Genomic DNA, 22075 nt, shown 5'->3' on the forward strand with positions numbered 1-22075 from the left:
GTTAATGTAGCAATAACTGATGAACAAATTATAACTCCCAATGCGCATGACGTTCTTTTGGCACCACCGCAGTGGGATCTTGATGGATAAGGATATCGGCACCTGGGAACCGATGTAATAATGCCCGTTCCACTTGATCCGCCAAAATATGCGCTTCCATCAACGGCAACATATCTTCCATTTCGAGATGGAGTTGGATAAAGCGTGTTGGCCCCGACTGACGAGTACGCAAGTCATGAGCGCCAATCACACCCGGCCATGACGTCACAATATTGATAATTTCCTGCCGCTCATCATCGGGTAAAGCGCGATCCAGCAAGGCTTGCACCGCCTCATAACCCATACGCAGTGCGCTATAGAGAATATAAACCCCAATCCCCAATGCAAACAACGCATCCGCCCGATGAAACCCATACCAACTCAATGCCAATGCAATAAGAATAGCACCATTCATCATGACGTCAGATTGATAGTGCAACATATCAGCTCGAATGGCCTGGCTTTGCGTTTTTCGTACCACCCAGCGCTGAAAAGTAACTAATATCAATGTACTGAATAAAGCGATTAATGTGACCCAGATACCAAGACCCGGATCTTGCAATGGCTCCGGTGAAGCCAAATGTTGAAAACCGGTCAGGAACAGGAATAATGCCGAGCCGGAAATAAACATACTTTGCGCCAGCGCGGCCAGTGATTCGGCCTTACCATGACCAAAAGTGTGTTCTTCATCAGCCGGTTGCAGCGAGTAGCGCACCACAAAAAGGTTGGTCAAAGAGGCGGCCAGATCCACCAGTGAGTCAACTAATGCAGCCAACAAACTCACTGATCCGGTGTGCCACCAGGCAAAAATTTTAATTATCAGTAAGATTGATGCCAGCACCGTGGCACTGAGCGCAGCAGCTTTAACCAGGCGCGCATATTGCGGATCCATAACTCATTCCGAATAATATTCAGGGGTTATTAGTATAACGGAATTGAGACAAAAAAAAGCCCTCCATCATGGAGGGCGAAAGACAGGGATGGTGTCTATGGCAAGGAAAACAGGGTATTACTGGGTACTACTTACTTCTGGGCAGAAGAGGGTTGTGCTGCTGGCGCCTGCTGCATTTTCTCAATGCGCTGCTGGTGCTTTTGGTTCAGGGCAGCTTTTTGCTCTGGTGTGAGCAAGTTAAACATTTGGTTACGTACCTTGGCCATTTCGACCTGACGGTCAATCTGGTCTTTAGACATTTTCTCTGCCTGCGCTCTTACAGCAGCTTCGTCGAATTTGTCTGCGGTAATCAGCTTGTGCATTGCTTCGCGGTCGGCGAGATCAACTCGAGGTTGGTCTTGGCGAGACTGGCGCATCAGGTCACGCATTTGCTGGCGTTGCTGTTCGGTCAGATTGACGCCATCAAACATGTTATGGTGACCGCGACCGTCTTTCTTGTTCATCATCGCACCGTCACCGTGGCACCAGCCATCAGTGGCCCCAGCCTTATCACCGGCGAAGGCGGCTTGAGAGCCGAGAACTAACATTGACGCCATGATTAACGTTGCTACTTTAGTTACTTTGCGCATCATTTAACTCCTGGTTTCTATCTGCTAAGCGATTTACTGCTCTGCGATTCAATAAGGAGCAGTCTACCGGCCCGGCTGCAAACTAGCGTCAGTGCATGTAAAACTGGAGTCAGGGCATGTAAAGCTAAGTAAAGTCATGGAATACCGGCAATTGATAACGTATTTTGCGTCAAGAGGAGAAACAATCATGCATAAAATCCTATTAGTTGATGATGATCGTGAACTGACGTCGCTGTTGAAAGAATTATTGGAAATGGAAGGTTTCAATGTTGTTGTTGCTCACGATGGTGAACAAGCATTAAACCTGCTGGACAGTTCTATCGACTTGTTATTACTTGATATTATGATGCCACGCAAAAACGGTATCGAAACCTTGAAAGAGTTACGTCAACACCACCAGACCCCAGTGATTATGCTGACGGCTCGTGGTAGTGATTTGGATCGGGTCTTGGGTCTGGAGCTGGGGGCAGATGATTATCTCGCAAAACCCTTTAATGACCGAGAACTGGTGGCACGCATTCGGGCTATCTTGCGCCGCTCTAACTGGAGTGAGCAGCAGCAAAATGTCGACCAAGGCGCGCCAACCCTGGAAGTTGATTGCCTGCAATTGAACCCGGGCCGTCAAGAAGCCAGCTTTGAAGGGCAGTCTCTGGAACTGACCGGGACTGAATTTACCTTACTCTACCTGTTGGCTCAGCACCTCGGCCAAGTGGTCTCACGCGAACATCTCAGCCAGGAAGTGCTGGGCAAACGATTGACGCCTTTTGACCGTGCTATTGATATGCATATTTCAAACCTACGCCGTAAGTTGCCGGATCGTAAAGACGGGCTACCTTGGTTTAAAACCCTGCGCGGGCGCGGGTATCTGATGGTCTCTGAAACATGATTAACAGTTTAACGGCGCGAATTTTTGCGATTTTCTGGTTTACTTTAGCGCTGGTATTAATGCTGGTGTTGATGGTGCCAAAGCTCGATTCGCGTCAAATGACCACCTTGCTCGATAGCGAACAGCGTCAGGGAACGATGCTGGAGCAACACATTGAGGCCGAACTGGCCAGCGACCCGGCCAACGATCTCATGTGGTGGCGCAGGCTTTATCGCGCCATCGAAAAGTGGGCGCCGCCGGGTCAACATTTAGTATTAGTGACCACCGAGGGCCGTGTCATCGGGGCTCAGCGTCACGAAATGCAAATGGTGCGTAACTTTATCGGGCAGTCAGATAACTCAGATCAGCCGAAAAAGAAAAAATATGGCCGCGTTGAGATGGTCGGGCCATTCTCTATTCGCGATGGAGAGGATAACTATCAACTCTATCTGCTACGCCCTGCCAGCAGCCCACAATCAGATTTTATTAATTTGATGTTTGATCGGCCGCTGTTGTTATTGATTGCCACCATGCTCATCAGTGCACCGCTGCTACTATGGCTGGCATGGAGTCTGGCAAAACCGGCGCGTAAGTTGAAAAATGCCGCTGATGATGTAGCGCGAGGTAACCTGAAACAGCACCCTGAATTGGAGTCCGGGCCACAAGAGTTTTTGGCCACCGGTGCCAGTTTTAACCAGATGATCAGCGCACTCGACAGGATGGTTGTAGCCCAGCAACGGCTGATTTCTGATATCTCCCATGAATTGCGTACCCCACTAACCCGCCTGCAATTGGCGACTGCGCTGATGCGCCGCCGTCATGGTGAAGGTAAGGAACTGGAGCGCATCGAAATGGAAGCGCAACGGCTAGATAGCATGATCAACGATTTGCTGGTGTTATCCCGTAGTCAGCATAAAAACGAGTTACATCGCGAGCCGATTAAGGCCAATGAACTTTGGTCTGATGTGCTGGAAAACGCGCAGTTCGAAGCTGACCAAATGGGCAAAACACTGGAAGTGACTGCCCCACCGGGGCCTTGGACCTTATTTGGCAATCCTGCGGCCCTTGACAGCGCGCTGGAGAATATCGTGCGTAACGCGCTACGTTACTCCCACCATCACATTGCCGTGGCGTTCAGTTCGGATAACCAAGGGATAACCATCACTGTCGATGATGATGGGCCTGGTGTCAGCCCGGAAGACCGTGAACAGATATTCCGACCATTCTACCGCACGGATGAAGCGCGAGATCGTGAGTCTGGCGGGACAGGTTTGGGATTGGCGATTGTGGAAACAGCGGTTAATCAGCATCGCGGTTGGGTGCGAGCCGAAGACAGCCCATTAGGCGGGCTGCGCCTGATAATCTGGCTGCCACTGCACCCACTCAAAGTTTAATGCGCTGCTTGCGCACCTGGCTTGTTAACGGCAATGCCAAGTGCGCAAGGTATCATTTCGACAACCCGATCATGCCGGATCGGGCTGATCCCTGGTTCCCGCTTCCTGCTGCTCTTTTTCCAGCAACCGCTTCTTGCGCTCAATCCCCCAGCGATAACCTGACAATGCGCCATCCTGGCGAATGACCCGGTGACAAGGAATGGCAACAGCTAACATGTTGGCAGCACAAGCACCTGCGACCGCTCGTACCGCTTTCGGTGCGCCAATTTTAGCGGCGATATCAGCATAGCTGGCAGTATCTCCGGCCGGTATTTCTCGCAATGCTTGCCAAACCCGCTGTTGGAATGCCGTGCCACGAATATCCAGTGGCAAATCCAGCCCAAGCTGCGGAGCCTCGACTAACCCCACCACCTGCGCGAACCATTGCTCAAACTCAGCATCCCCACCGATCAACTCCGCCTGAGGAAACTTATCCTGCAATTGCTGCACCAACAGGGCCGGGTCGTCACCTAACAAAATAGCGCATATCCCCAGTTCACTTTTCGCCATCAGGATTGCGCCGAGAGAACTTTCCCCAACAGCAAAACGCAGCGCAGTATCGCGGCCACCCTGGCGGTAGCGGGTCGGCGTCATGCCCAATAACTGATTAGATTGCTCGTAAAAACGACCATTAGAGTTATAACCTGCTTCAAAAATTGCATCAGTTACTGAGCCTTGCCCCGCCAATTGCTGGCGAATGCGCGCATTGCGGGTCGCGGTGGCATACGCCTTGGGAGTTAGCCCGGTAATAGATTTAAATAACCGGTGGAAATGAAAAGCACTGAGATTCAATTCAGCCGCCAATGCATCAAGTGTAAAGGGCGTTTCGGCTTGCTCAATTAATCGACATGCCTGGCTGATTTTCTCTGCGTGCTGTTGCGCTTGGGATAACTGAGTGGGCCGGCAACGTTTACAGGGCCGATAACCAGCAAGTTCTGCCGCATCATTATCAGTATAGAATTCAATGTGTTCTACTTTAGCCTGACGGGACGAGCATGAGGGCCGGCAATATACACCGGTGGTTTTCACCGCATAAACAAACTGACCATCGGCGGTTTTATCACGGTTAACAATGGCAACCCAACGTGGGTCCAGTGCATTGTCTATAATTCCCCTAACTGATGTCATGATGAATACCCCATTGATACTGACTATGGTGATCAGCTTATAAAAGCACCACGGTTGGCACACTCCGCTCCTTGCTTTCAAATTTTTGTTTTACGGCTTCCATCAAGAATAGGCAACCGCTGCACTGGAAGAGGGTTTCTGGTACCCTACGCCCCTCATTATTGGGGGACATATGCTTAATATCGTTTTATTTGAACCCGAAATCCCGCCGAATACCGGCAATATTATCCGGTTATGTGCGAATACTGGCTGCCAGCTCCATCTGATTAAACCTTTAGGTTTCACCTGGGATGACAAACGCTTACGCCGCGCGGGTCTTGATTATCATGAGTTTGCTAATATTAAGCACCACCATGACTATCAAGCCTTTTTAGACAGTGAAAACCTCGACGGCGCACAATCTGCTGGCACAAATCCGGCTCGCTTATTTGCCCTGACGACCAAAGGAACACCGGCCCACAGCGCGGTAAATTATCAGGTGAATGATTATCTGCTGTTTGGCCCGGAAACCCGCGGCTTACCGCCCAATGTTCTGGATGCATTACCTGCTCAACAAAAAATCAGAATTCCAATGCTGGCCGCCAGCCGCAGCATGAACCTGTCAAATGCTGTATCTGTAGTGGTGTACGAAGCCTGGCGGCAATTAGGCTATCCGGGTGCGTTACTGAAAGAGTAGTTTTTTTGACCAAAATATGTCGGCGGTCGGCTGGCAACTCAATAGAAAGGTGTCTATCCAAAGTAATTGGAGTTGTAGCAAGGCAGCAAACGAACTCATCCCGATGAGCTGACTCAAGTCAGTGATTCGGGTGAGTAAGTGCGGCTAACACAGCTACAGCTTTAAGTACGAAGGATAAGATTAGATGCCGTCGCCGTACTCAAACCCGTGGCTAACCCCATTGAAATGCTGATCCATATCCAATGATGGTTTATCACTCTCTGGTTTACCGACAATGCGAGCTGGCACACCGGCGGCTGTCGTATGGGGAGGTACAGCCTGCAATACCACTGACCCCGCACCAATTTTGGCACCACGGCCGACTTCGATATTTCCCAAAATTTTTGCACCCGCGCCAATCATCACACCTTCACGGATCTTCGGATGACGGTCGCCACTGGTTTTACCGGTACCACCCAAAGTGACGGATTGCAGAATAGAAACATCATTCTCGACCACGGCGGTTTCACCAATCACAATACCGGTGGCGTGGTCTAGCATGATGCCGCAACCAATGGTTGCCGCTGGATGGATGTCCACACCAAAAGCGACAGAAACTTGATTTTGCAGGTAAATTGCCAGTGCTTTACGATCCTGCGCCCATAACCAGTGGCCGATGCGGTAAGCCTGTAAGGCATGGAAACCTTTCAGATACAGCAATGGCGTGGAGTATTTATCAACCGCCGGATCGCGCAAACGTACCGCCAAAATATCGCGGGCAGCAGAGACAATCATCTGTGCATCGGCACGATAGGCATCTTCAACCACCTCGCGGATGGCAATCGCGGGCATGATAGGATTTGCCAATTTATTCGCCAGAATATAGCTCAGTGCGCTGCCTAAATTCTCATGCTTCAATAATGTCGCATGAAAAAAACTTGCCAGCATGGGTTCACACTCGGCCAGTGCTCTCGCTTCTGATTTAATGCTACTCCAAACCAGCTCTAACTCTTCTGACGACATTGCCTACTCCTGCCCATAAACAAGCCACTTCGGGGAACGACCGAAGTGACTGATACCCTAAGATCTTGAAACAACAAGGATTTCGGGTATGTCTTTATTATTTTATTTCAGCTGAACAGCTAAATGCCGCTTTTCTCATCTTTTTTGGTCCGACCCAATAAGGTCAGTGCCGCTTCACGCGCATTTTTGTGGCTGTACAGCACCTGATAAATTTGTTCAGTGATTGGCATCTCTACGCCATTACGCTGAGCCAGCGCCAGAACTTCCTTGGTATTGCGGTAACCTTCAACCACTTGACCAATTTTATCCTGCGCCTCTTGTACGCCTAATCCCTGACCAAGCATGATGCCAAACCGACGGTTACGGGATTGGTTATCTGTGCAGGTTAGCACCAAATCACCTAGCCCTGCCATGCCCATAAAGGTGGAGGGATCAGCGCCTAATGCAGAGCCAAGACGCGTCATTTCCGCCAAACCACGGGTTATCAAAGCGGTGCGCGCATTGGCACCAAAACCAATGCCGTCGGACATCCCGGCACCAATCGCAATCACGTTTTTAACCGCGCCACCCAGTTGCACCCCGATAAAGTCAGGATTGCTGTAAACGCGGAAACTTTTACCACAGTGCAACAGCTGTTGCAGGTCTTCACTAAACTGCACATCAGTCGATGCCAGTGCAATTGCTGTAGGTAAACCGGCGGCCAGCTCTTTGGCAAAGGTCGGCCCGGAAACCACAGCCAACGGGATGCTTTCTCCCAGCACTTCCCGCGCGACATCAGCCAGCAAGCGACCGGTTTCGGCCTCAAGCCCTTTGGTAGCCCAAACAATACGTGCATCTGGCCGCAAGTGGGGTTTGAGCTGATTTAATACCGCCCCGAAGACATGGCTCGGCACAACCACCAGCACATCACGACTGGCAGCCAGCGCACGTGCCAGGTCAGTTTCCAATAACAAGGTGTCGGGGAAAGGGACATCGGGCAGGAAAGCCTGGTTACAACGATCTTGTTGCAGGGTTTGAATATGTTTAGGGTCGTGACCCCATAACACAACTTGATAGCCATTACGCGCCAGCGTAATGGCTAATGCGGTGCCGTAAGATCCGGCACCGATGACAGTCATTGAAGCATGGGTGGTGTTCATCAGGCATCCTGACGTTGTTCAGCACCTTCGCCTTCAGCCTGCTGTTGCAGATAGTTCATGAACAGGGCATCAAAGTTAACCGGTGCCAGATTCAGCTGTGGGAAAGTACCGCGAGAAACCAGACTGGTGATGCATTCACGTGCATACGGGAACAGAATGTTCGGGCAGTATGCACCTAAGCAATGCGCCAGTTGGGTACCGTCGATACCTGCGATGGAGAAGATGCCGCCCTGCTGTACTTCACACAGGAATGCCGTTTCTTCGCCCAAAGAGGCGGTAACAGTCACACGCAGTACCACTTCATACACATCTTCAGCCAGCTGACTGGAAGCAGTATCAAGATCAAGTTTAACTTCTGGCTGCCAATCCTGCTGGAAAACCTGCGGAGCATTTGGTGCTTCGAAAGAGATATCTTTGGTGTAGATACGTTGGATCTGGAAAGCCATCTCGGTGTTGTTTTGTTCTGACATGTGTATAGATACCCTAAAGTTAGACGTCCTTATTAAACAGCACTTTCGCCGTGGGCTCTTTCCATTACATTAATGGGGCCCACTGACGAGTTAAAGCAGCGGGTCAAGCCCACCGCGCGCATCCAGGGCGTGTAAATCATCACAGCCGCCGATATGCTGCCCATCAATAAATACCTGAGGTACCGTCGTCCGCCCGCTGCGAGCAATCATCTCTTCACGTTTGGCTGGGTCGTTATCAATTGCGATTTCATGAAAAGCGGCACCTTTGCTGTTCAGTAGCGCTTTAGCACGATGACAGAATGGGCAGGTTGCTTTGGTATAAATCTCAATTTTCGCCATGGTACACCTCAGTTAAAGTTACAATCTATTGATATAGCGAATACAAATATTACTTGCCGCGCGCCAGTGGCAGATTCTCGCCACTCCAGCCGGAGATACCTTCTTTCAAGGTAAACACCCGCTCAAAACCAGCTTTATTCAGCAGCTCAGCAGAAGCACGGGAGGTTGTCCCTGTGGCACAAACTACAATGATAGGCTGTGCTTTATGCTTTTCCAACTCCGCCAGATTGCCGTTTTTAATATCACTTGGCAGCAAATTAATTGAGCTGGCGATATGACCCTTGCGGTAATCATCACGAGTGCGGATATCAACCACTACCGCATCTTCTTTATTAATCAGACGCGTCGCTTCACCACGAGTAATCTCTTTAACTTTTGACAGCGTTGTTTTAAAACTGGTGAAAATGACGGCGACGAACAACGCCACCCAAGCCAAGCTCAACACCGGATGCTGGCTAATGAATTGCATAATTTCTTGCAACATGGGGGTAAAAACTCCCGTTAGTTAGGGGATAATATTCAAGGTCACAGAGTATACCTGCGCGTTGCGGCAAATACAGCCAATATGCAAGTGCTATTGCAGAAACTGCGAGCAATCTCGGGAAGTTTTGTCGTCCCTTTGATGATTTTTACGCAAAACCCCACACCAATGTTGATCTCTTTGGGCTATTTTTAACCGGTTTTGTAGTAAATTACCGCCTTTCTAATAAGAAAGAGGTTATGCAATGTCGAGCACTAAAAAACCGCTGGTTCTGACAATTTTGGATGGCTATGGCCACCGCGAAGAACAGCAAGATAATGCCATTCTGAATGCTAAAACACCGGTTATGGACCGTTTATGGCAGCAACAGCCTCATACCTTGATTGCCGCTTCAGGTCTGGATGTTGGTTTGCCAGATGGGCAAATGGGTAACTCTGAAGTGGGTCATGTCAATCTGGGTGCTGGTCGTATTGTTTACCAGGATTTGACCCGCCTCGATAAAGAAATCAAAGACGGTGATTTTTTCACTAATCCAACCCTGACTGCCGCCGTGGATAAAGCAGTTAAAGCTGGCAAAGCGGTTCATATCATGGGACTGCTATCTGCCGGTGGTGTACATAGTCATGAAGACCATATTCTGGCGATGGTTGAACTGGCGGCCAAACGTGGTGCCACAGCAATTTATCTGCATGCCTTCCTTGATGGACGTGACACCCCACCGCGCAGTGCTGAGCCTTCACTGAAACGATTCACTGAAAAATTTGCAGCGCTGGGCAAAGGCCGCATTGCCTCTATCATTGGTCGCTACTATGCCATGGATCGCGATAACCGCTGGGATCGTGTACAGCTGGCCTACGACTTGCTGACTCAGGCAAAAGGCGAGTTCACCGCAGATAACGCGGTTGCCGGCCTGCAAGCCGCTTACGCACGTAATGAAAATGATGAATTCGTCAAACCAACCGTTATTCAGGACGCAGGCGAACCCGACGCGGCCATGAACGATGGTGATGCGTTGATTTTCATGAACTTCCGTGCTGACCGCGCCCGCCAAATCACCCGCACCTTTGTGAATGCCGACTTTGACGGCTTCAAACGCGATAAAGTGGTTAACTTCGGTGATTTCGTGATGCTAACTGAGTATGCGGCCGATATTAAAGTTGCCTGTGCTTATCCGCCAGCTTCACTGGAGAATACCTTCGGTGAGTGGCTGATGAAGCATGACAAAACACAGTTGCGCATTTCTGAAACTGAAAAATATGCCCACGTCACTTTCTTCTATAACGGCGGCGTTGAAGAGCCATTCAAAGGCGAAGATCGCATTCTGATTAACTCACCGAAAGTGGCAACCTATGACCTGCAACCAGAAATGAGCTCCGCAGAACTGACTGAGAAATTGGTCGGGGCTATTGCCAGCGGTAAATATGATGTGATCATTTGTAACTACCCAAATGGCGATATGGTCGGCCATACCGGTGATTATGATGCCGCAGTAAAAGCAGTAGAAACTCTGGATAATTGCATTGAACAAGTAGTTGCTGCCGTGAAAGCAGTGGATGGTCAATTGTTGATTACCGCAGACCACGGCAACGCTGAGCAGATGCGTGACCCGGCGACCGGTCAGGCGCACACCGCCCATACCAGCTTGCCTGTTCCGCTGATTTATGTCGGCAATAAAGCAGTTAAAGCGGTCGAAGGTGGCAAACTTTCTGATATCGCACCAACCATGCTGTCACTGGTGGAAATGGAAATCCCGCAAGAGATGACTGGTAAGCCGCTGTTCATCGTGGAATAATCCTTCGTTATGAAGGAAAAGGCGTCATTTGCTATATCAATGGTTACGGAAGATACCATCATCGGTAATACAGAACAGTTGTCTGTATTGCCGAATAAGTTGATGCGTCGTCCGTGGTCAGCACTGTACGCCGGCGTTTTTTGCGCTGGCGTATTGCTGTTGCCACTATCCAGCCATGCTGCTGATGCCCCTGCTGCAAAAACGGCAGATAACAAAACCCAGTTAAAAACTATTCAGCAAGATATCGCTGAAAAGGAAAAAAGTGTCCAGCAACAAAAGCAGCAACGCAGTGCCTTGCTCGACCAATTGAAAAAACAAGAAAATACCATTGCTCAGGCCAGTCGCAGCTTGCGCGAAACTCAAAGTACGTTGACGGAACTGGATAAAGAAATATCCAGCCTCACCGCCTCGATTGGCAAGCTGCAAAAACAGCAGTCCCAGCAACAAAATCTGCTGTCGAAACAACTTGATGCAGCCTTTAAACAAGGCCAGCACAGCGGTTTACAACTCATTTTAAGTGGTGAAGAGAGCCAGCGCAGTGAGCGTATTTTGGCCTATTTCAGTTATCTCAATGAAGCCCGACAAAAATCCATTGAGGAGTTGAAACAAACTCGCACCGACTTATCTGTTGAGAAAAAAACGCTGGAGCAAAAGAAAAACCAGCAAAAAGTTTTATTGGATGAGCAGAAAGCTCAGCAGCAAAAGCTGGAAGAAGCTCGAACTGCGCGCAAACAAACCCTCACGTCGTTGGAGGCCTCGCTGGAAAAAGATCAACAAGGTCTGGCGGAGCTAAAACTGAACGAATCACGTTTGCGCGATCAAATCGCCAAAGCCGAACGTGAAGCCAAAGCCCGTGCAGAGCGGGAAGCGAAAGAAGCGGCTCGCGTGCGCGAACAAGTTAAAGCCAAAGAGCAACAAGCCAAGAAAACCGGTTCCAGCTACAAACCTAGTGAAAGTGAGCGCTCATTAATGGCGCGAACGGGTGGCCTGGGGCGTCCAGGTGGTCAAGCCGTCTGGCCTGTTCGGGGTAACGTAACCCATCGCTTCGGCGAAGCCTTGCAAGGTGAACTCCGCTGGAAAGGGATGGTCATTTCCGCGCCAGAAGGTAGCGAAGTCAAAGCGATTGCGGATGGCCGGGTGCTACTGGCGGACTGGTTGCAAGGTTATGGCCTGGTCGTGGTGGTTGAGCACGGCAAAGGTGATATGAGTTTATATGGCTATAACCAAAGCGCGTTGGTCAATGTTGGCGCTCAGGTGAAAGCAGGCCAGCCGATAGCACTGGTTGGTACCAGTGGCGGTCAAGGTGAACCATCACTCTATTTCGAAATTCGCCGTCAGGGACAAGCTGTTAACCCACAACCTTGGTTAGGAAGATAGAGAACAACATTAGGGAACACCTATTGCGCTATTTCAATACACACCGGTTAATCATCGTAAGCACCCTACTCATCGCGAACACCACACTGGCGGGTAAACTTTCCATCGTTATTGATGACTTTGGTTATCGCCCGCAGAACGAAAACAAGGTGTTACAGATGCCGCTGCCTATTTCAGTGGCTATCTTACCTAATGCTCCCTATGCCAAAGAGATGGCTGTCAAAGCCCATAATCAAGGGCGGGAAATCCTGATCCACCTGCCGATGGCGCCGCTGAGCAAGCAACCGCTGGAGCGCGATACATTACAGCCATCAATGAGTAGCGAAGAGATCCAACGTATCATTCGCCAGGCGGTGAATAACGTTCCTTACGCCACCGGTATGAATAACCACATGGGCAGTGCCATGACCTCCAGCTTGCCGGGCATGCAGAAAGTCATGCAGGTACTGGAACACTATCAACTCTATTTCCTCGACAGTGTGACCATAGGCAATAGCCAAGCCAGCCGCGCGGCCGAAGGCACTGGCGTCAAAGTGATTAAGCGCAAAGTCTTTTTGGATGACTCACAAAATGAAGCTGCGATTCGCCAACAATTTAACCGCGCAGTAGAACTGGCGCGCCGTAATGGCTCGGCTATTGCGATTGGGCACCCGCATCCGGCCACCATTAAAGTGCTGCAACAGATGTTGCCTCAATTACCTGCGGATATTGTTTTGGTCAAAGCTAGCGCTCTGCTGAATGAACCAGTACACAATATTACTGAACACATTAATAGTGGCAGCGGCACTGTTTCACCGGGTAAATCAAAACCACGTGATCCGGCCAAAGGCCAGCGCCTGAAAGCTATCAAGCAATGCAACGCAAAAGCTGGCTATGCTCCAGAGAAAATCTACGCCGATAAGATGTTTATTGTTTTAGGTGAGAGCTTGATGCAAAGCCCGGCGGTGACATTTGTGCAGAAACATTGGCAGCAATATTTCCCGCCAGCGGTACCGATTGATAAACCTAAAGCGGATAAGTCCAAAGCTAAAAATCCGTAATTTGCTTAATAAAAACGAAGCCATCGTCATCTGATGGCCGAGGTTAATGATAAAGTGCCCGTATCGGTGAAAACAGGCAGATCGTAAAGACGCCGTAAACCCTTCCCTGGGGGCTTGAGCCGCGCCATCCGTGGCGCGGACGCTTTACTCTTCTACCTGTCCTCACCTTGCAAGATCGAGTCGTTGGGGTTTGTCCGCTGTCTGATCAATCCCAGTTTAATATTACCTTACCTGACTTACCCGAACGCATGGCGTCAAAGCCTTGCTGGAATTCATCGATGGAGAAACGATGGGTGATAATCGGAGTTAAATCCAAACCAGATTGAATCAATGCGGCCATTTTGTACCAGGTTTCGAACATCTCACGACCATAAATCCCTTTGATAAACAGCCCCTTGAATATCACCTGATTCCAATCGATAGACATATCAGATGGCGGTATCCCCAGCATCGCAATACGGCCACCGTGATTCATTGAATTAAGCAATGCACGGAATGCTGGCGGCGCACCGGACATTTCCAAACCGACATCAAACCCTTCAGTCATCCCCAGTTCGGCCATCACATCATTCAGATTTTCTTTACTGACGTTAACCGCACGAGTCACACCCATTTTCCGCGCCAGATCCAGACGATATTCATTCACATCTGTAATGACAACATGGCGAGCGCCGACATGCTTACACACCGCAGCAGCCATAATACCAATCGGGCCTGCGCCGGAAACCAGCACGTCTTCCCCAACTAAATCAAAGGATAACGCGGTATGTACCGCATTACCGAAGGGATCAAAAATGGCCGCAAGTTCATCAGAAATATTGTCAGGGATTTTGAAGGCATTAAAGGCCGGAATCACCAGATATTCTGCAAAAGAACCAGGACGATTTACGCCGACACCCACGGTATTGCGGCAAAGATGGGTACGACCGCCGCGACAGTTACGGCAATGCCCACAGGTGATATGACCTTCGCCAGACACCCGGTCACCAATATTAAAACCTTTAACTTCCTGACCGATAGCCACAACTTCACCGACATATTCATGGCCGACGACCATCGGAACAGGAATAGTTTTTTGTGACCATTCATCCCAGTTATAAATATGCACATCAGTGCCGCAAATAGCGGTTTTGCGAATTTTGATCATGATGTCGTTGTGGCCCAGCTCCGGCTGCGCCACGTCGGTCATCCAAATACCTTCTTCTGCTTTTAGTTTGGATAGTGCTTTCATCAAAATCCCTTACGCAATAACGTTAAGCTGTTTGCCAATACGGATGAAGGCTTCAACAGCCCGCTCAACCTGCTCTGGCGTATGGTCTGCCGACATCTGGGTGCGGATCCGCGCCTGACCTTTCGGCACCACCGGATAGAAGAAACCGGTAACGTAAATGCCTTCTTTCAGCAATGCATTGGCAAATTCTTGCGCCAGTGTCGCATCACCGAGCATGACGGGAATAATGGCGTGATCAGCACCAGCTAAGGTGAACCCGGCGGCACTCATTTTCTCGCGGAATAAACGTGCATTCGACCATAAGCGATCACGCAGTTCAGCACCGTCTTCCAATAGCGATAACACTTCAATAGAAGCCGCTACTATTGCTGGAGCCAATGAATTTGAGAACAAATAAGGTCGTGAACGCTGGCGCAACCACTCAACCACTTCTTTGCGGCCAGCAGTATAACCACCTGATGCGCCGCCCAGTGCTTTACCCAAGGTGCCAGTGATGATATCAACGCGATCCATCACCTCGCAGTATTCATGAGTACCACGGCCATTCGCGCCAACGAAACCAACGGCATGGGAGTCATCGACCATCACTAATGCCCCATATTGATCAGCCAGGTCGCAGACACCTTTCAGGTTAGCAATCACGCCATCCATGGAAAATACGCCGTCAGTAGCAATCATAATATGATGTGCACCATCTGCTTTGGCTTGTTCCAGCTGCGCTTTCAATTCGCTCATATCATTATTGGCATAGCGGTAACGCTTGGCTTTACATAGCCGTACTCCATCGATGATTGAAGCATGATTCAGCGCATCAGAAATAATGGCATCCTCTGGCCCCAGCAGAGTTTCAAACAAACCGCCGTTAGCATCAAAACAAGATGAATAAAGAATGGCGTCTTCCATTCCCAGGAAAGTGGCCAGCTTCTGTTCCAACTCTTTATGGGTATCTTGAGTACCACAGATAAACCGTACCGAGGCCATACCAAAGCCATGAGTATCCATGCCTTTTTTGGCCGCTGCGATCAGGCGAGGATGGTTTGCCAAACCCAAATAGTTGTTGGCGCAGAAATTAATGACACTACGGCCATCCGCCACAGCAATATCTGCTTGCTGAGCGGAAGTGATGATCCGCTCATTTTTATACAGCCCTTCAGCACGGGTCGTTTCGAGTTGTTCTTCTAATTGCTTATAAAAGGACTGTCTACAATAAGGCAGGGACATGCGGTTATCTCCAGAATGGGCTTTTTCACCCTACATTTTACTGCCTGACAGGTGAACTGACGAGAAACCTTGTCTTATATTATAAAAAATGCAGCACATATCACGGTGAACATTCCGAAAGCCGCATAGAAACAGAGAGATTAGCCCCTTCCGGCTGTGCGCTATCCTATGAAATGTTATGATAACGGCAAATAGAGTGTGGGGCATTGTGCCCGACCAAGAAGATTAGCAAGGGTGAACCTGATGATTATCGTCACTGGCGGCGCCGGTTTTATTGGCAGTAACATCGTTAAGGCACTGAATAATATCGGTTATAAAGATATTCTGGTCGTGGATAACCTGAAAGACGGCACCAAATTCGTCAATCTGGTTGATCTGGATATCGCTGATTACATGGATAAAGAAGATTTTGTTGCCAGCATTGTTGCTGGTGATGATATGGGTGATATCGACGCGATTTTCCACGAGGGTGCCTGTTCTTCCACCACTGAGTGGGATGGCAAGTACATGATGGATAACAACTATCAGTATTCTAAAGATATCCTGCATTTCTGTCTCGATCGCGGAATTCCATTCCTGTATGCCTCTTCCGCTGCCACCTACGGCGGCCGTACTGATAATTTCATTGAAGATCGTCAGTACGAACAACCACTTAATGTTTATGGCTACTCCAAATTCCTGTTCGATCAATATGTGCGCGAAATTCTGCCACAAGCTGATTCACAGATTTGTGGGTTCCGTTACTTCAATGTTTATGGCCCACGCGAAGGCCATAAAGGCAGCATGGCGAGCGTTGCTTTCCATCTGAACAACCAGATCAATGCCGGCGAAAATCCTAAATTGTTCTCCGGCAGTGAAAACTTCAAACGCGACTTCATTTATGTTGGCGATGTTGCTGACGTGAATCTGTGGTTCTGGCAAAACGGTGTATCCGGTATTTTCAACTGTGGTACTGGTCGTGCGGAATCTTTCCAGGCGGTTGCCGATGCGGTGGTGGATTTCCACCAAAGCGGGCCAGTGGAATACATTGAATTCCCTGAAAAACTGAAAGGCCGCTATCAGGCATACACGCAAGCTGATCTCACTAATTTGCGTGCTGCCGGTTACGATAAGCCGTTCAAAACCGTCGCCGAAGGCGTCAAAGAATACCTGACCTGGCTCAATCGCTCAGTCTAAATAACTTGCTGCAAGGAATTGATAAACGGTATGAAAATACTGGTCATCGGCCCTTCTTGGGTTGGCGATATGATGATGTCGCAAAGTCTTTACCGCACCCTGAAGGCCGAATATCCGGCAGCAGATATTGATGTGATGGCACCCGCGTGGTGCCGTCCGCTTTTGGCCAGAATGCCGGAAGTTCGCCATGCCGTCCCGATGCCGTTAGGTCATGGGGTTTTTGCTTTTGAGGAGCGTCGCCGCTTAGGGTTGGCCTTGCGTGAAACAGGCTATGATCGCGCTTACGTGTTACCAAACTCGTTTAAATCTGCCCTGATACCTTATTTTTCAGGGATTAAACAGCGCACTGGCTGGCGTGGCGAGATGCGCTACTTCTTGCTCAATGACATGCGCATTCTGGATAAACAAGCGTTCCCGATGATGGTTCAGCGCTATGTCGCATTGGCCTACGATAAAGAGCGCATTCACTCAGCCGATGATTTACCTCAGCCTTTGCTATGGCCACAATTGCAGGTTCAGGATGAAGAAATTGCAGAAATTACTGCGTCATTCAACCTGACAGATAATCGCCCAATTATTGGTTTCTGCCCTGGCGCAGAGTTCGGCCCGGCAAAACGCTGGCCACATTATCACTATGCCGCGTTGGCCCAGAAACTGATTGATTCCGGTTACCAAGTCATCTTGTTAGGCTCAGCCAAAGATAATGAAGCTGGTGAAGAAATCCGTCAGGCGCTGGATGAAAGTGCTCGCGAATATTGCCTCAATTTTGCAGGCCAAACATCATTGGATCAAGCCGTGGTAATGATTGCTGCCTGCAACGCCGTGGTCAGTAATGACTCAGGTTTGATGCATGTAGCAGCAGCATTAAATAAGCCATTAGTGGCTTTATATGGCCCAAGCAGCCCGGATTTCACCCCCCCGCTGTCTGACAAAGCCACGGTTATTCGCCTGATTACCGGCTATCACAAAGTGCGTAAAGGCGACAGCGCGCAGGGTTATCATCAGAGCTTGATTGATATTCAGCCAGAACAAGTGATGGCTGCCCTTGAGAAGCAACTCTCAGCACAAACCAGCTCTGTGAAAGAGGGCGATTAATGCATGTATTGATCGTTAAAACCTCATCAATGGGCGATGTTTTACATACATTACCTGCGTTGACTGATGCCATGAATGCCATTCCCGGCATTCACTTTGATTGGGTGGTAGAAGAGGGTTTCAGCCAAATTCCCGGTTGGCATCCTGCTGTAGATAAAGTGATCCCAGTGGCTATCCGCCGTTGGCGTAAAAATTGGTTTGGTAGTGATACCCGGCAAGAGCGCTGTGATTTTAAACGTGTTGTGCAGCAGCGCAGTTATGATGTGGTGATTGATGCTCAGGGGTTGATTAAGAGTGCCGCACTGATCACCCGCATCGCCAAAGGGGTTCGGCATGGTCCAGATTGCAAAAGTGCCCGCGAACCCTTTGCCAGTTGGTTTTATAACTGCCGCCATGAGATTGATACTAAACAACATGCCGTTGAGCGCATACGCCAACTGTTTGCCAAAAGCCTTGGCTATGACAAACCAGAAAGTGTCGGCGATTATGCTATTGCGCAGCGCTTTTTAAACGAGTTGCCCAACGATGCTGGCCAGTATCTGGTCTTCCTGCATGCCACCACTCGCGACAGTAAACACTGGCCTGAGAGCCACTGGCGGAAACTGATTGAGCTGGTTGCGCCGACGGGTTTAAAAATTAAATTACCCTGGGGTGCGGAACATGAGTATCAGCGCGCTTTGCGGCTGGCAGAGCATTTCCCTCATGTCGAGGTATTGCCTAAGCTCAGTCTCCAACAGGTGGCAGAGGTTCTGGCAGGTGCAAAAGCGGTAGTTTCCGTTGATACCGGTCTTAGCCATCTGACCGCCGCACTGGATCGCCCCAACATTACCCTGTTCGGCCCAACGGATCCTGGTTTGATTGGCGGCTACGGGAAAAATCAGATTGCGGTGATTTCCGAGCAAAAAAGCATGGATACCATTACCGCTGAAACCATTATGGCGCGATTGGATACGTTGATTTCATAAGCGATTATTATTTCTAGTCGGATTATGACTGCTCGTAAAATCCCTTAGTAAACATTTACTGTGTAATAACAATCGGCTCTGATAATTATCTAAGCCGATTGATCTCGACACTCAAATAGTTAAGCAGCGCTAATCTGTTAAATCAGTTATTAAGCGAGTCTATTAACTCACTTTTTGCTAATAACACCTCATGATTTTCTCTACATGTTTAATTAATTACTCAATACAATTCCGATAAAACTTAAATTTTATGAACGCGAGATAAACCGCTAAATAACAAACAATTACCAGCTAAAAATATCACCATTGAATAAGCTGAAGATATCTACAGCTACACAATTATTGTTTTATGTAGATAATGAAAATTATTCTCACTTTTAAACAAGAAAATTCAATTTTATCCCCGCCATTTGTTGAAATTTTATATTCTTTTTTATGAATATCCTGAGCCTGCTCTGGTTATCGGCCAGCCCCAGTGGAAAAGAGCCTTTCTTGTTCAAATATGGTATTATTCTTAATAATCCATATAAATGAAATTGATAGAATGTTGCTGCGTTTATATCAGGTACTACTCTACCTTATTCAACCTCTGATTTGGCTGCGATTGCTGTTACGTAGCCGTAAAGCCCCCGCTTACCGCAAGCGCTGGGGGGAACGTTATGGTTTTTGTGCTGGTAAAGTTGTTGCTGGCGGTATCATGCTGCATTCAGTTTCAGTTGGTGAAACACTGGCTGCTATCCCATTAGTCAGAGCATTACGCCATCGCTACCCGTCATTGCCCATTACCGTGACCACCATGACACCAACGGGTTCTGAGCGTGTCCAGTCCGCATTTGGCAACGATGTTCACCACGTTTATCTGCCTTATGACCTTCCAGGCTCCGTAAACCGTTTTCTTGATCAGGTGAATCCCAAGTTAGTCATCATCATGGAAACTGAATTGTGGCCAAACCTCATTAATGCACTACACCGTCGCAAAATACCTTTAGTGATTGCCAATGCGCGCCTTTCTGCCCGTTCCGCCGCTGGTTACAAAAAGATCGGTAGCTTTATCCGTAACATGCTGCAACGGATCACACTGATTGCCGCGCAAAATCAAGAAGATGGCGACCGCTTTATTGAGTTGGGCCTAAAGCGTTCACAACTGACGGTTACCGGTAGCCTGAAGTTCGATATCTCTGTAACACCTGAATTAGCCGCCAGAGCCGTCACATTACGCCGCCAGTGGGCACCACATAGACCGGTTTGGATAGCAACCAGTACCCACGACGGCGAAGAAACTATCTTGCTGGAAGCCCATCGCCAATTATTGCAGCAGTTCCCGACATTGCTGCTTATTCTGGTGCCACGCCACCCAGAACGCTTCCCGAAAGCGATTGAATTAACACAAAAAGCAGGGCTGAGTTACACATTACGTAGCAAAGGCGAAGTGCCTTCAAGCAGCACACAAGTGGTGATCGGCGATACTATGGGCGAGCTGATGCTGCTATACGGTATTGCTGATTTAGCTTTTGTTGGCGGCAGCCTGGTTGAGCGCGGCGGTCATAATCCACTGGAAGCGGCGGCGCATGCCATCCCAGTGTTGATGGGGCCACATACATTCAACTTTAAGGATATCTGCGCCAAGCTGGAACAAGCCGAAGGGTTGATTACGGTAACCGATACCCTGTCGCTGGTGAAAGAAATCACCCTGCTACTCACGGATGAAGATTGTCGCCTCTATTATGGTCGCCATGCGGTTGATGTATTGCATGAAAACCAGGGCGCGCTGCAACGGTTATTACACTTGCTGGAGCCTTATCTACCACAACGGAGCCACTAAATGAGTGCCAAAAAACGCCTGTCGGTGGTGATGATTGTTAAAAATGAAGCCTCACTGCTGGCGGATTGTTTGGCGTCAGTTACCTGGGCTGATGAAATAGTGGTATTGGATTCAGGAAGTGAAGATGAAACCGTCGCACTGGCCGAACAATATGGCGCGAAAGTTTACAGCAATACAGAATGGCCCGGTTACGGTAAGCAGCGGCAATTAGCCCAGCAATATGCCACTGGCGATTATATTTTGATGCTGGATGCTGATGAGCGCGTAACGCCAGAGCTTAAAAGTGCGATCGAAACTGTGTTATTGGCACCAGAAGAAGGTGCGGTTTATAGCTGTGCACGGCGGAACCTGTTTTTAGGCCGTTTTATGCGTCATAGCGGCTGGTATCCCGATAGAGTCACTCGACTATATCCACGTGAGCGGTACTGTTACAACGATGATTTAGTTCATGAATCACTTGATAGCGGTTCTGCAAAAGTTATCCCACTCGCGGGTGATTTATTGCATCTGACCTGTCGTGACTTTTTTGCCTTTCAACGAAAACAACTCAGCTATGCTCAGGCTTGGGCCAATCAGCGCTATCAGCAAGGTAAAAGTTGCAGTTATTTTGCGATTATCAGCCATACTCTCGGAGCATTCTGTAAGACATGGCTATTCCGTGCTGGCTTCCTTGATGGTAAACAAGGGCTATTGCTGGCGGTAGTCAACGCGCAATATACCTTTAATAAATATGCGGCTCTGTGGGCACTGAGCCACCAATATCAGAAAAGTGAGAATTCATGACCACTAAAGCCATCTATCCGGGGACCTTTGATCCTATTACCAATGGGCATTTGGACTTGGTCACCCGCGCTTCAGAAATGTTTAGCCATGTGATACTGGCGATTGCAGATAGCTCCAGCAAAAAACCGATGTTTACACTGGCTGAGCGGGTAGCATTGGCAAAGCAAGTCACAGCACCACTGAAAAATGTGGAAGTCTTGGGATTCAGTGAGTTGATGGCTGAGTTTGCCAAAAAGCATAATGCGAATATTTTAGTGCGAGGTTTGCGCTCGGTCTCTGATTTCGAGTATGAATGGCAACTGGCAAATATGAATCGTCACCTAATGCCAAAACTGGAAAGTGTCTTCCTGATGCCATCAGAAAAATGGTCGTTTATCTCTTCCTCTCTGGTGAAAGAAGTAGCGCGCCACGGTGGCGACATCACGCCATTTCTTCCTGCTCCGGTCACCAAAGCACTGATGTCAAAACTGGCTAAATAGA

The 22075-nt window shown here is 49.0% G+C and carries 22 protein-coding genes; 12 read left to right on the forward strand and 10 right to left on the reverse strand.

The window, feature by feature from the left end; genetic code table 11:
- Nucleotides 1–28: 28 nt before the first annotated feature.
- Together fieF and cpxP are read right to left on the reverse strand one after the other, a co-directional pair.
- Nucleotides 29–931 carry a CDF family cation-efflux transporter FieF gene (fieF, locus tag HU019_RS09055; RefSeq protein WP_005175896.1) on the reverse strand — a complete coding sequence of 301 codons (903 nt, stop codon included), beginning with the start codon at nucleotides 929–931 and terminating at the stop codon, nucleotides 29–31.
- Between the two features lie 131 nt (nucleotides 932–1062).
- Nucleotides 1063–1560, reverse strand: a complete 498-nt coding sequence (gene cpxP / locus HU019_RS09060) for a cell-envelope stress modulator CpxP (protein WP_019080295.1) — start codon at nucleotides 1558–1560, stop codon at nucleotides 1063–1065.
- A gap of 187 nt (nucleotides 1561–1747) precedes the next feature.
- Between cpxP and cpxR the strand changes: the two genes are divergently transcribed.
- Together cpxR and cpxA are read left to right on the forward strand one after the other, a co-directional pair.
- Nucleotides 1748–2446 (forward strand): envelope stress response regulator transcription factor CpxR, encoded by a 699-nt coding sequence (gene cpxR, locus HU019_RS09065; protein ID WP_005164706.1) that lies wholly within the window; start codon nucleotides 1748–1750, stop codon nucleotides 2444–2446.
- Complete coding sequence (gene cpxA / locus HU019_RS09070; protein WP_019084388.1) at nucleotides 2443–3819, forward strand: envelope stress sensor histidine kinase CpxA; 1377 nt, start codon at nucleotides 2443–2445, stop codon at nucleotides 3817–3819. Before cpxR ends, cpxA begins: the two co-directional genes overlap by 4 nt.
- Before the next feature lie 69 nt (nucleotides 3820–3888).
- Here cpxA and ada read toward each other — a convergent pair whose 3' ends face one another.
- On the reverse strand, nucleotides 3889–4965 hold the full coding sequence (gene ada, locus HU019_RS09075; RefSeq protein WP_174848480.1) for a bifunctional DNA-binding transcriptional regulator/O6-methylguanine-DNA methyltransferase Ada: 1077 nt from the start codon (nucleotides 4963–4965) through the stop codon (nucleotides 3889–3891).
- 193 nt (nucleotides 4966–5158) lie between these two features.
- On the opposite strand from ada, the gene trmL reads away from it, so the two are divergent.
- Complete coding sequence (trmL, locus tag HU019_RS09080; protein ID WP_019080299.1) at nucleotides 5159–5662, forward strand: tRNA (uridine(34)/cytosine(34)/5-carboxymethylaminomethyluridine(34)-2'-O)-methyltransferase TrmL; 504 nt, start codon at nucleotides 5159–5161, stop codon at nucleotides 5660–5662.
- A 180-nt stretch (nucleotides 5663–5842) separates the two neighbouring features.
- Here the strand turns inward: trmL and cysE are convergent, their stop codons facing one another.
- From cysE to HU019_RS09105, 5 genes are all read right to left on the reverse strand, one after another.
- Nucleotides 5843–6664 carry a serine O-acetyltransferase gene (cysE, locus tag HU019_RS09085; protein WP_011815280.1) on the reverse strand — a complete coding sequence of 274 codons (822 nt, stop codon included), beginning with the start codon at nucleotides 6662–6664 and terminating at the stop codon, nucleotides 5843–5845.
- Between the two features lie 119 nt (nucleotides 6665–6783).
- Nucleotides 6784–7803: an NAD(P)H-dependent glycerol-3-phosphate dehydrogenase gene (gene gpsA, locus HU019_RS09090; RefSeq protein WP_174848458.1), complete on the reverse strand. Its 1020-nt coding sequence runs from the start codon at nucleotides 7801–7803 to the stop codon at nucleotides 6784–6786.
- The gene (gene secB / locus HU019_RS09095; protein ID WP_005164715.1) at nucleotides 7803–8273 is read right to left on the reverse strand and encodes a protein-export chaperone SecB; all 471 of its coding nucleotides are present in this window, start codon (nucleotides 8271–8273) and stop codon (nucleotides 7803–7805) included. The genes gpsA and secB overlap by 1 nt, the downstream gene beginning before the upstream one ends.
- Before the next feature lie 90 nt (nucleotides 8274–8363).
- Complete coding sequence (gene grxC / locus HU019_RS09100) at nucleotides 8364–8612, reverse strand: glutaredoxin 3 (RefSeq protein ID WP_005164717.1); 249 nt, start codon at nucleotides 8610–8612, stop codon at nucleotides 8364–8366.
- Between the two features lie 49 nt (nucleotides 8613–8661).
- A complete protein-coding gene (locus HU019_RS09105) occupies nucleotides 8662–9096 on the reverse strand; it encodes a rhodanese-like domain-containing protein (protein ID WP_005180986.1) in 435 nt (144 codons plus the stop codon).
- A 241-nt stretch (nucleotides 9097–9337) separates the two neighbouring features.
- Between HU019_RS09105 and gpmM the strand changes: the two genes are divergently transcribed.
- The 3 genes from gpmM to HU019_RS09120 are packed head-to-tail and all read left to right on the forward strand — an operon-like array spanning nucleotide 9338 to nucleotide 13302.
- Nucleotides 9338–10885 (forward strand): 2,3-bisphosphoglycerate-independent phosphoglycerate mutase, encoded by a 1548-nt coding sequence (gene gpmM / locus HU019_RS09110; RefSeq protein WP_174848457.1) that lies wholly within the window; start codon nucleotides 9338–9340, stop codon nucleotides 10883–10885.
- A 9-nt stretch (nucleotides 10886–10894) separates the two neighbouring features.
- Nucleotides 10895–12262, forward strand: a complete 1368-nt coding sequence (gene envC, locus HU019_RS09115) for a murein hydrolase activator EnvC (protein WP_174848456.1) — start codon at nucleotides 10895–10897, stop codon at nucleotides 12260–12262.
- Between the two features lie 23 nt (nucleotides 12263–12285).
- Entirely contained in the window at nucleotides 12286–13302 is a 1017-nt protein-coding gene (locus tag HU019_RS09120; protein ID WP_174848455.1) for a divergent polysaccharide deacetylase family protein, read from the forward strand.
- Between the two features lie 205 nt (nucleotides 13303–13507).
- Here the strand turns inward: HU019_RS09120 and tdh are convergent, their stop codons facing one another.
- Together tdh and kbl are read right to left on the reverse strand one after the other, a co-directional pair.
- Nucleotides 13508–14533 (reverse strand): L-threonine 3-dehydrogenase, encoded by a 1026-nt coding sequence (tdh, locus tag HU019_RS09125; protein ID WP_174848454.1) that lies wholly within the window; start codon nucleotides 14531–14533, stop codon nucleotides 13508–13510.
- A gap of 9 nt (nucleotides 14534–14542) precedes the next feature.
- Nucleotides 14543–15754: a glycine C-acetyltransferase gene (gene kbl, locus HU019_RS09130; RefSeq protein ID WP_174848453.1), complete on the reverse strand. Its 1212-nt coding sequence runs from the start codon at nucleotides 15752–15754 to the stop codon at nucleotides 14543–14545.
- Nucleotides 15755–15997: 243 nt separating this feature from the next.
- Between kbl and rfaD the strand changes: the two genes are divergently transcribed.
- The 6 genes from rfaD (at nucleotide 15998) to coaD (ending at nucleotide 22074) form a co-directional block, all read left to right on the forward strand.
- The gene (gene rfaD, locus HU019_RS09135; protein WP_011815275.1) at nucleotides 15998–16930 is read left to right on the forward strand and encodes an ADP-glyceromanno-heptose 6-epimerase; all 933 of its coding nucleotides are present in this window, start codon (nucleotides 15998–16000) and stop codon (nucleotides 16928–16930) included.
- A 30-nt stretch (nucleotides 16931–16960) separates the two neighbouring features.
- A complete protein-coding gene (rfaF, locus tag HU019_RS09140) occupies nucleotides 16961–18025 on the forward strand; it encodes an ADP-heptose--LPS heptosyltransferase RfaF (protein WP_174848452.1) in 1065 nt (354 codons plus the stop codon).
- Nucleotides 18025–18990, forward strand: a complete 966-nt coding sequence (rfaC, locus tag HU019_RS09145; protein WP_174848451.1) for a lipopolysaccharide heptosyltransferase RfaC — start codon at nucleotides 18025–18027, stop codon at nucleotides 18988–18990. Before rfaF ends, rfaC begins: the two co-directional genes overlap by 1 nt.
- A gap of 544 nt (nucleotides 18991–19534) precedes the next feature.
- Entirely contained in the window at nucleotides 19535–20812 is a 1278-nt protein-coding gene (waaA, locus tag HU019_RS09150) for a lipid IV(A) 3-deoxy-D-manno-octulosonic acid transferase (RefSeq protein ID WP_407083986.1), read from the forward strand.
- Complete coding sequence (locus HU019_RS09155; protein WP_174848450.1) at nucleotides 20813–21595, forward strand: glycosyltransferase family 2 protein; 783 nt, start codon at nucleotides 20813–20815, stop codon at nucleotides 21593–21595.
- Complete coding sequence (gene coaD / locus HU019_RS09160) at nucleotides 21592–22074, forward strand: pantetheine-phosphate adenylyltransferase (RefSeq protein ID WP_174848449.1); 483 nt, start codon at nucleotides 21592–21594, stop codon at nucleotides 22072–22074. The genes HU019_RS09155 and coaD overlap by 4 nt, the downstream gene beginning before the upstream one ends.
- Nucleotide 22075: the final 1 nt, after the last annotated feature.

This window comes from Yersinia artesiana, from assembly GCF_902726545.1.
Taxonomy (GTDB): Bacteria; Pseudomonadota; Gammaproteobacteria; order Enterobacterales; family Enterobacteriaceae; genus Yersinia; species Yersinia artesiana.

Coding starts and splice junctions, on each gene's coding strand:
- gpmM (WP_174848457.1), top strand. CDS start 9,338: ATGTCGAGCACTAAAAAACCGCTGGTTCTGACAATTTTGGATGGCTAT.
- grxC (WP_005164717.1), bottom strand. CDS start 8,612: ATGGCGAAAATTGAGATTTATACCAAAGCAACCTGCCCATTCTGTCAT.
- trmL (WP_019080299.1), top strand. CDS start 5,159: ATGCTTAATATCGTTTTATTTGAACCCGAAATCCCGCCGAATACCGGC.
- HU019_RS09155 (WP_174848450.1), top strand. CDS start 20,813: ATGAGTGCCAAAAAACGCCTGTCGGTGGTGATGATTGTTAAAAATGAA.
- fieF (WP_005175896.1), bottom strand. CDS start 931: ATGGATCCGCAATATGCGCGCCTGGTTAAAGCTGCTGCGCTCAGTGCC.
- coaD (WP_174848449.1), top strand. CDS start 21,592: ATGACCACTAAAGCCATCTATCCGGGGACCTTTGATCCTATTACCAAT.
- rfaD (WP_011815275.1), top strand. CDS start 15,998: ATGATTATCGTCACTGGCGGCGCCGGTTTTATTGGCAGTAACATCGTT.
- kbl (WP_174848453.1), bottom strand. CDS start 15,754: ATGTCCCTGCCTTATTGTAGACAGTCCTTTTATAAGCAATTAGAAGAA.
- cysE (WP_011815280.1), bottom strand. CDS start 6,664: ATGTCGTCAGAAGAGTTAGAGCTGGTTTGGAGTAGCATTAAATCAGAA.
- cpxR (WP_005164706.1), top strand. CDS start 1,748: ATGCATAAAATCCTATTAGTTGATGATGATCGTGAACTGACGTCGCTG.
- envC (WP_174848456.1), top strand. CDS start 10,895: ATGAAGGAAAAGGCGTCATTTGCTATATCAATGGTTACGGAAGATACC.
- cpxA (WP_019084388.1), top strand. CDS start 2,443: ATGATTAACAGTTTAACGGCGCGAATTTTTGCGATTTTCTGGTTTACT.
- rfaC (WP_174848451.1), top strand. CDS start 18,025: ATGCATGTATTGATCGTTAAAACCTCATCAATGGGCGATGTTTTACAT.
- secB (WP_005164715.1), bottom strand. CDS start 8,273: ATGTCAGAACAAAACAACACCGAGATGGCTTTCCAGATCCAACGTATC.
- HU019_RS09105 (WP_005180986.1), bottom strand. CDS start 9,096: ATGTTGCAAGAAATTATGCAATTCATTAGCCAGCATCCGGTGTTGAGC.
- waaA (WP_407083986.1), top strand. CDS start 19,535: ATGTTGCTGCGTTTATATCAGGTACTACTCTACCTTATTCAACCTCTG.
- tdh (WP_174848454.1), bottom strand. CDS start 14,533: ATGAAAGCACTATCCAAACTAAAAGCAGAAGAAGGTATTTGGATGACC.
- rfaF (WP_174848452.1), top strand. CDS start 16,961: ATGAAAATACTGGTCATCGGCCCTTCTTGGGTTGGCGATATGATGATG.
- gpsA (WP_174848458.1), bottom strand. CDS start 7,803: ATGAACACCACCCATGCTTCAATGACTGTCATCGGTGCCGGATCTTAC.
- cpxP (WP_019080295.1), bottom strand. CDS start 1,560: ATGCGCAAAGTAACTAAAGTAGCAACGTTAATCATGGCGTCAATGTTA.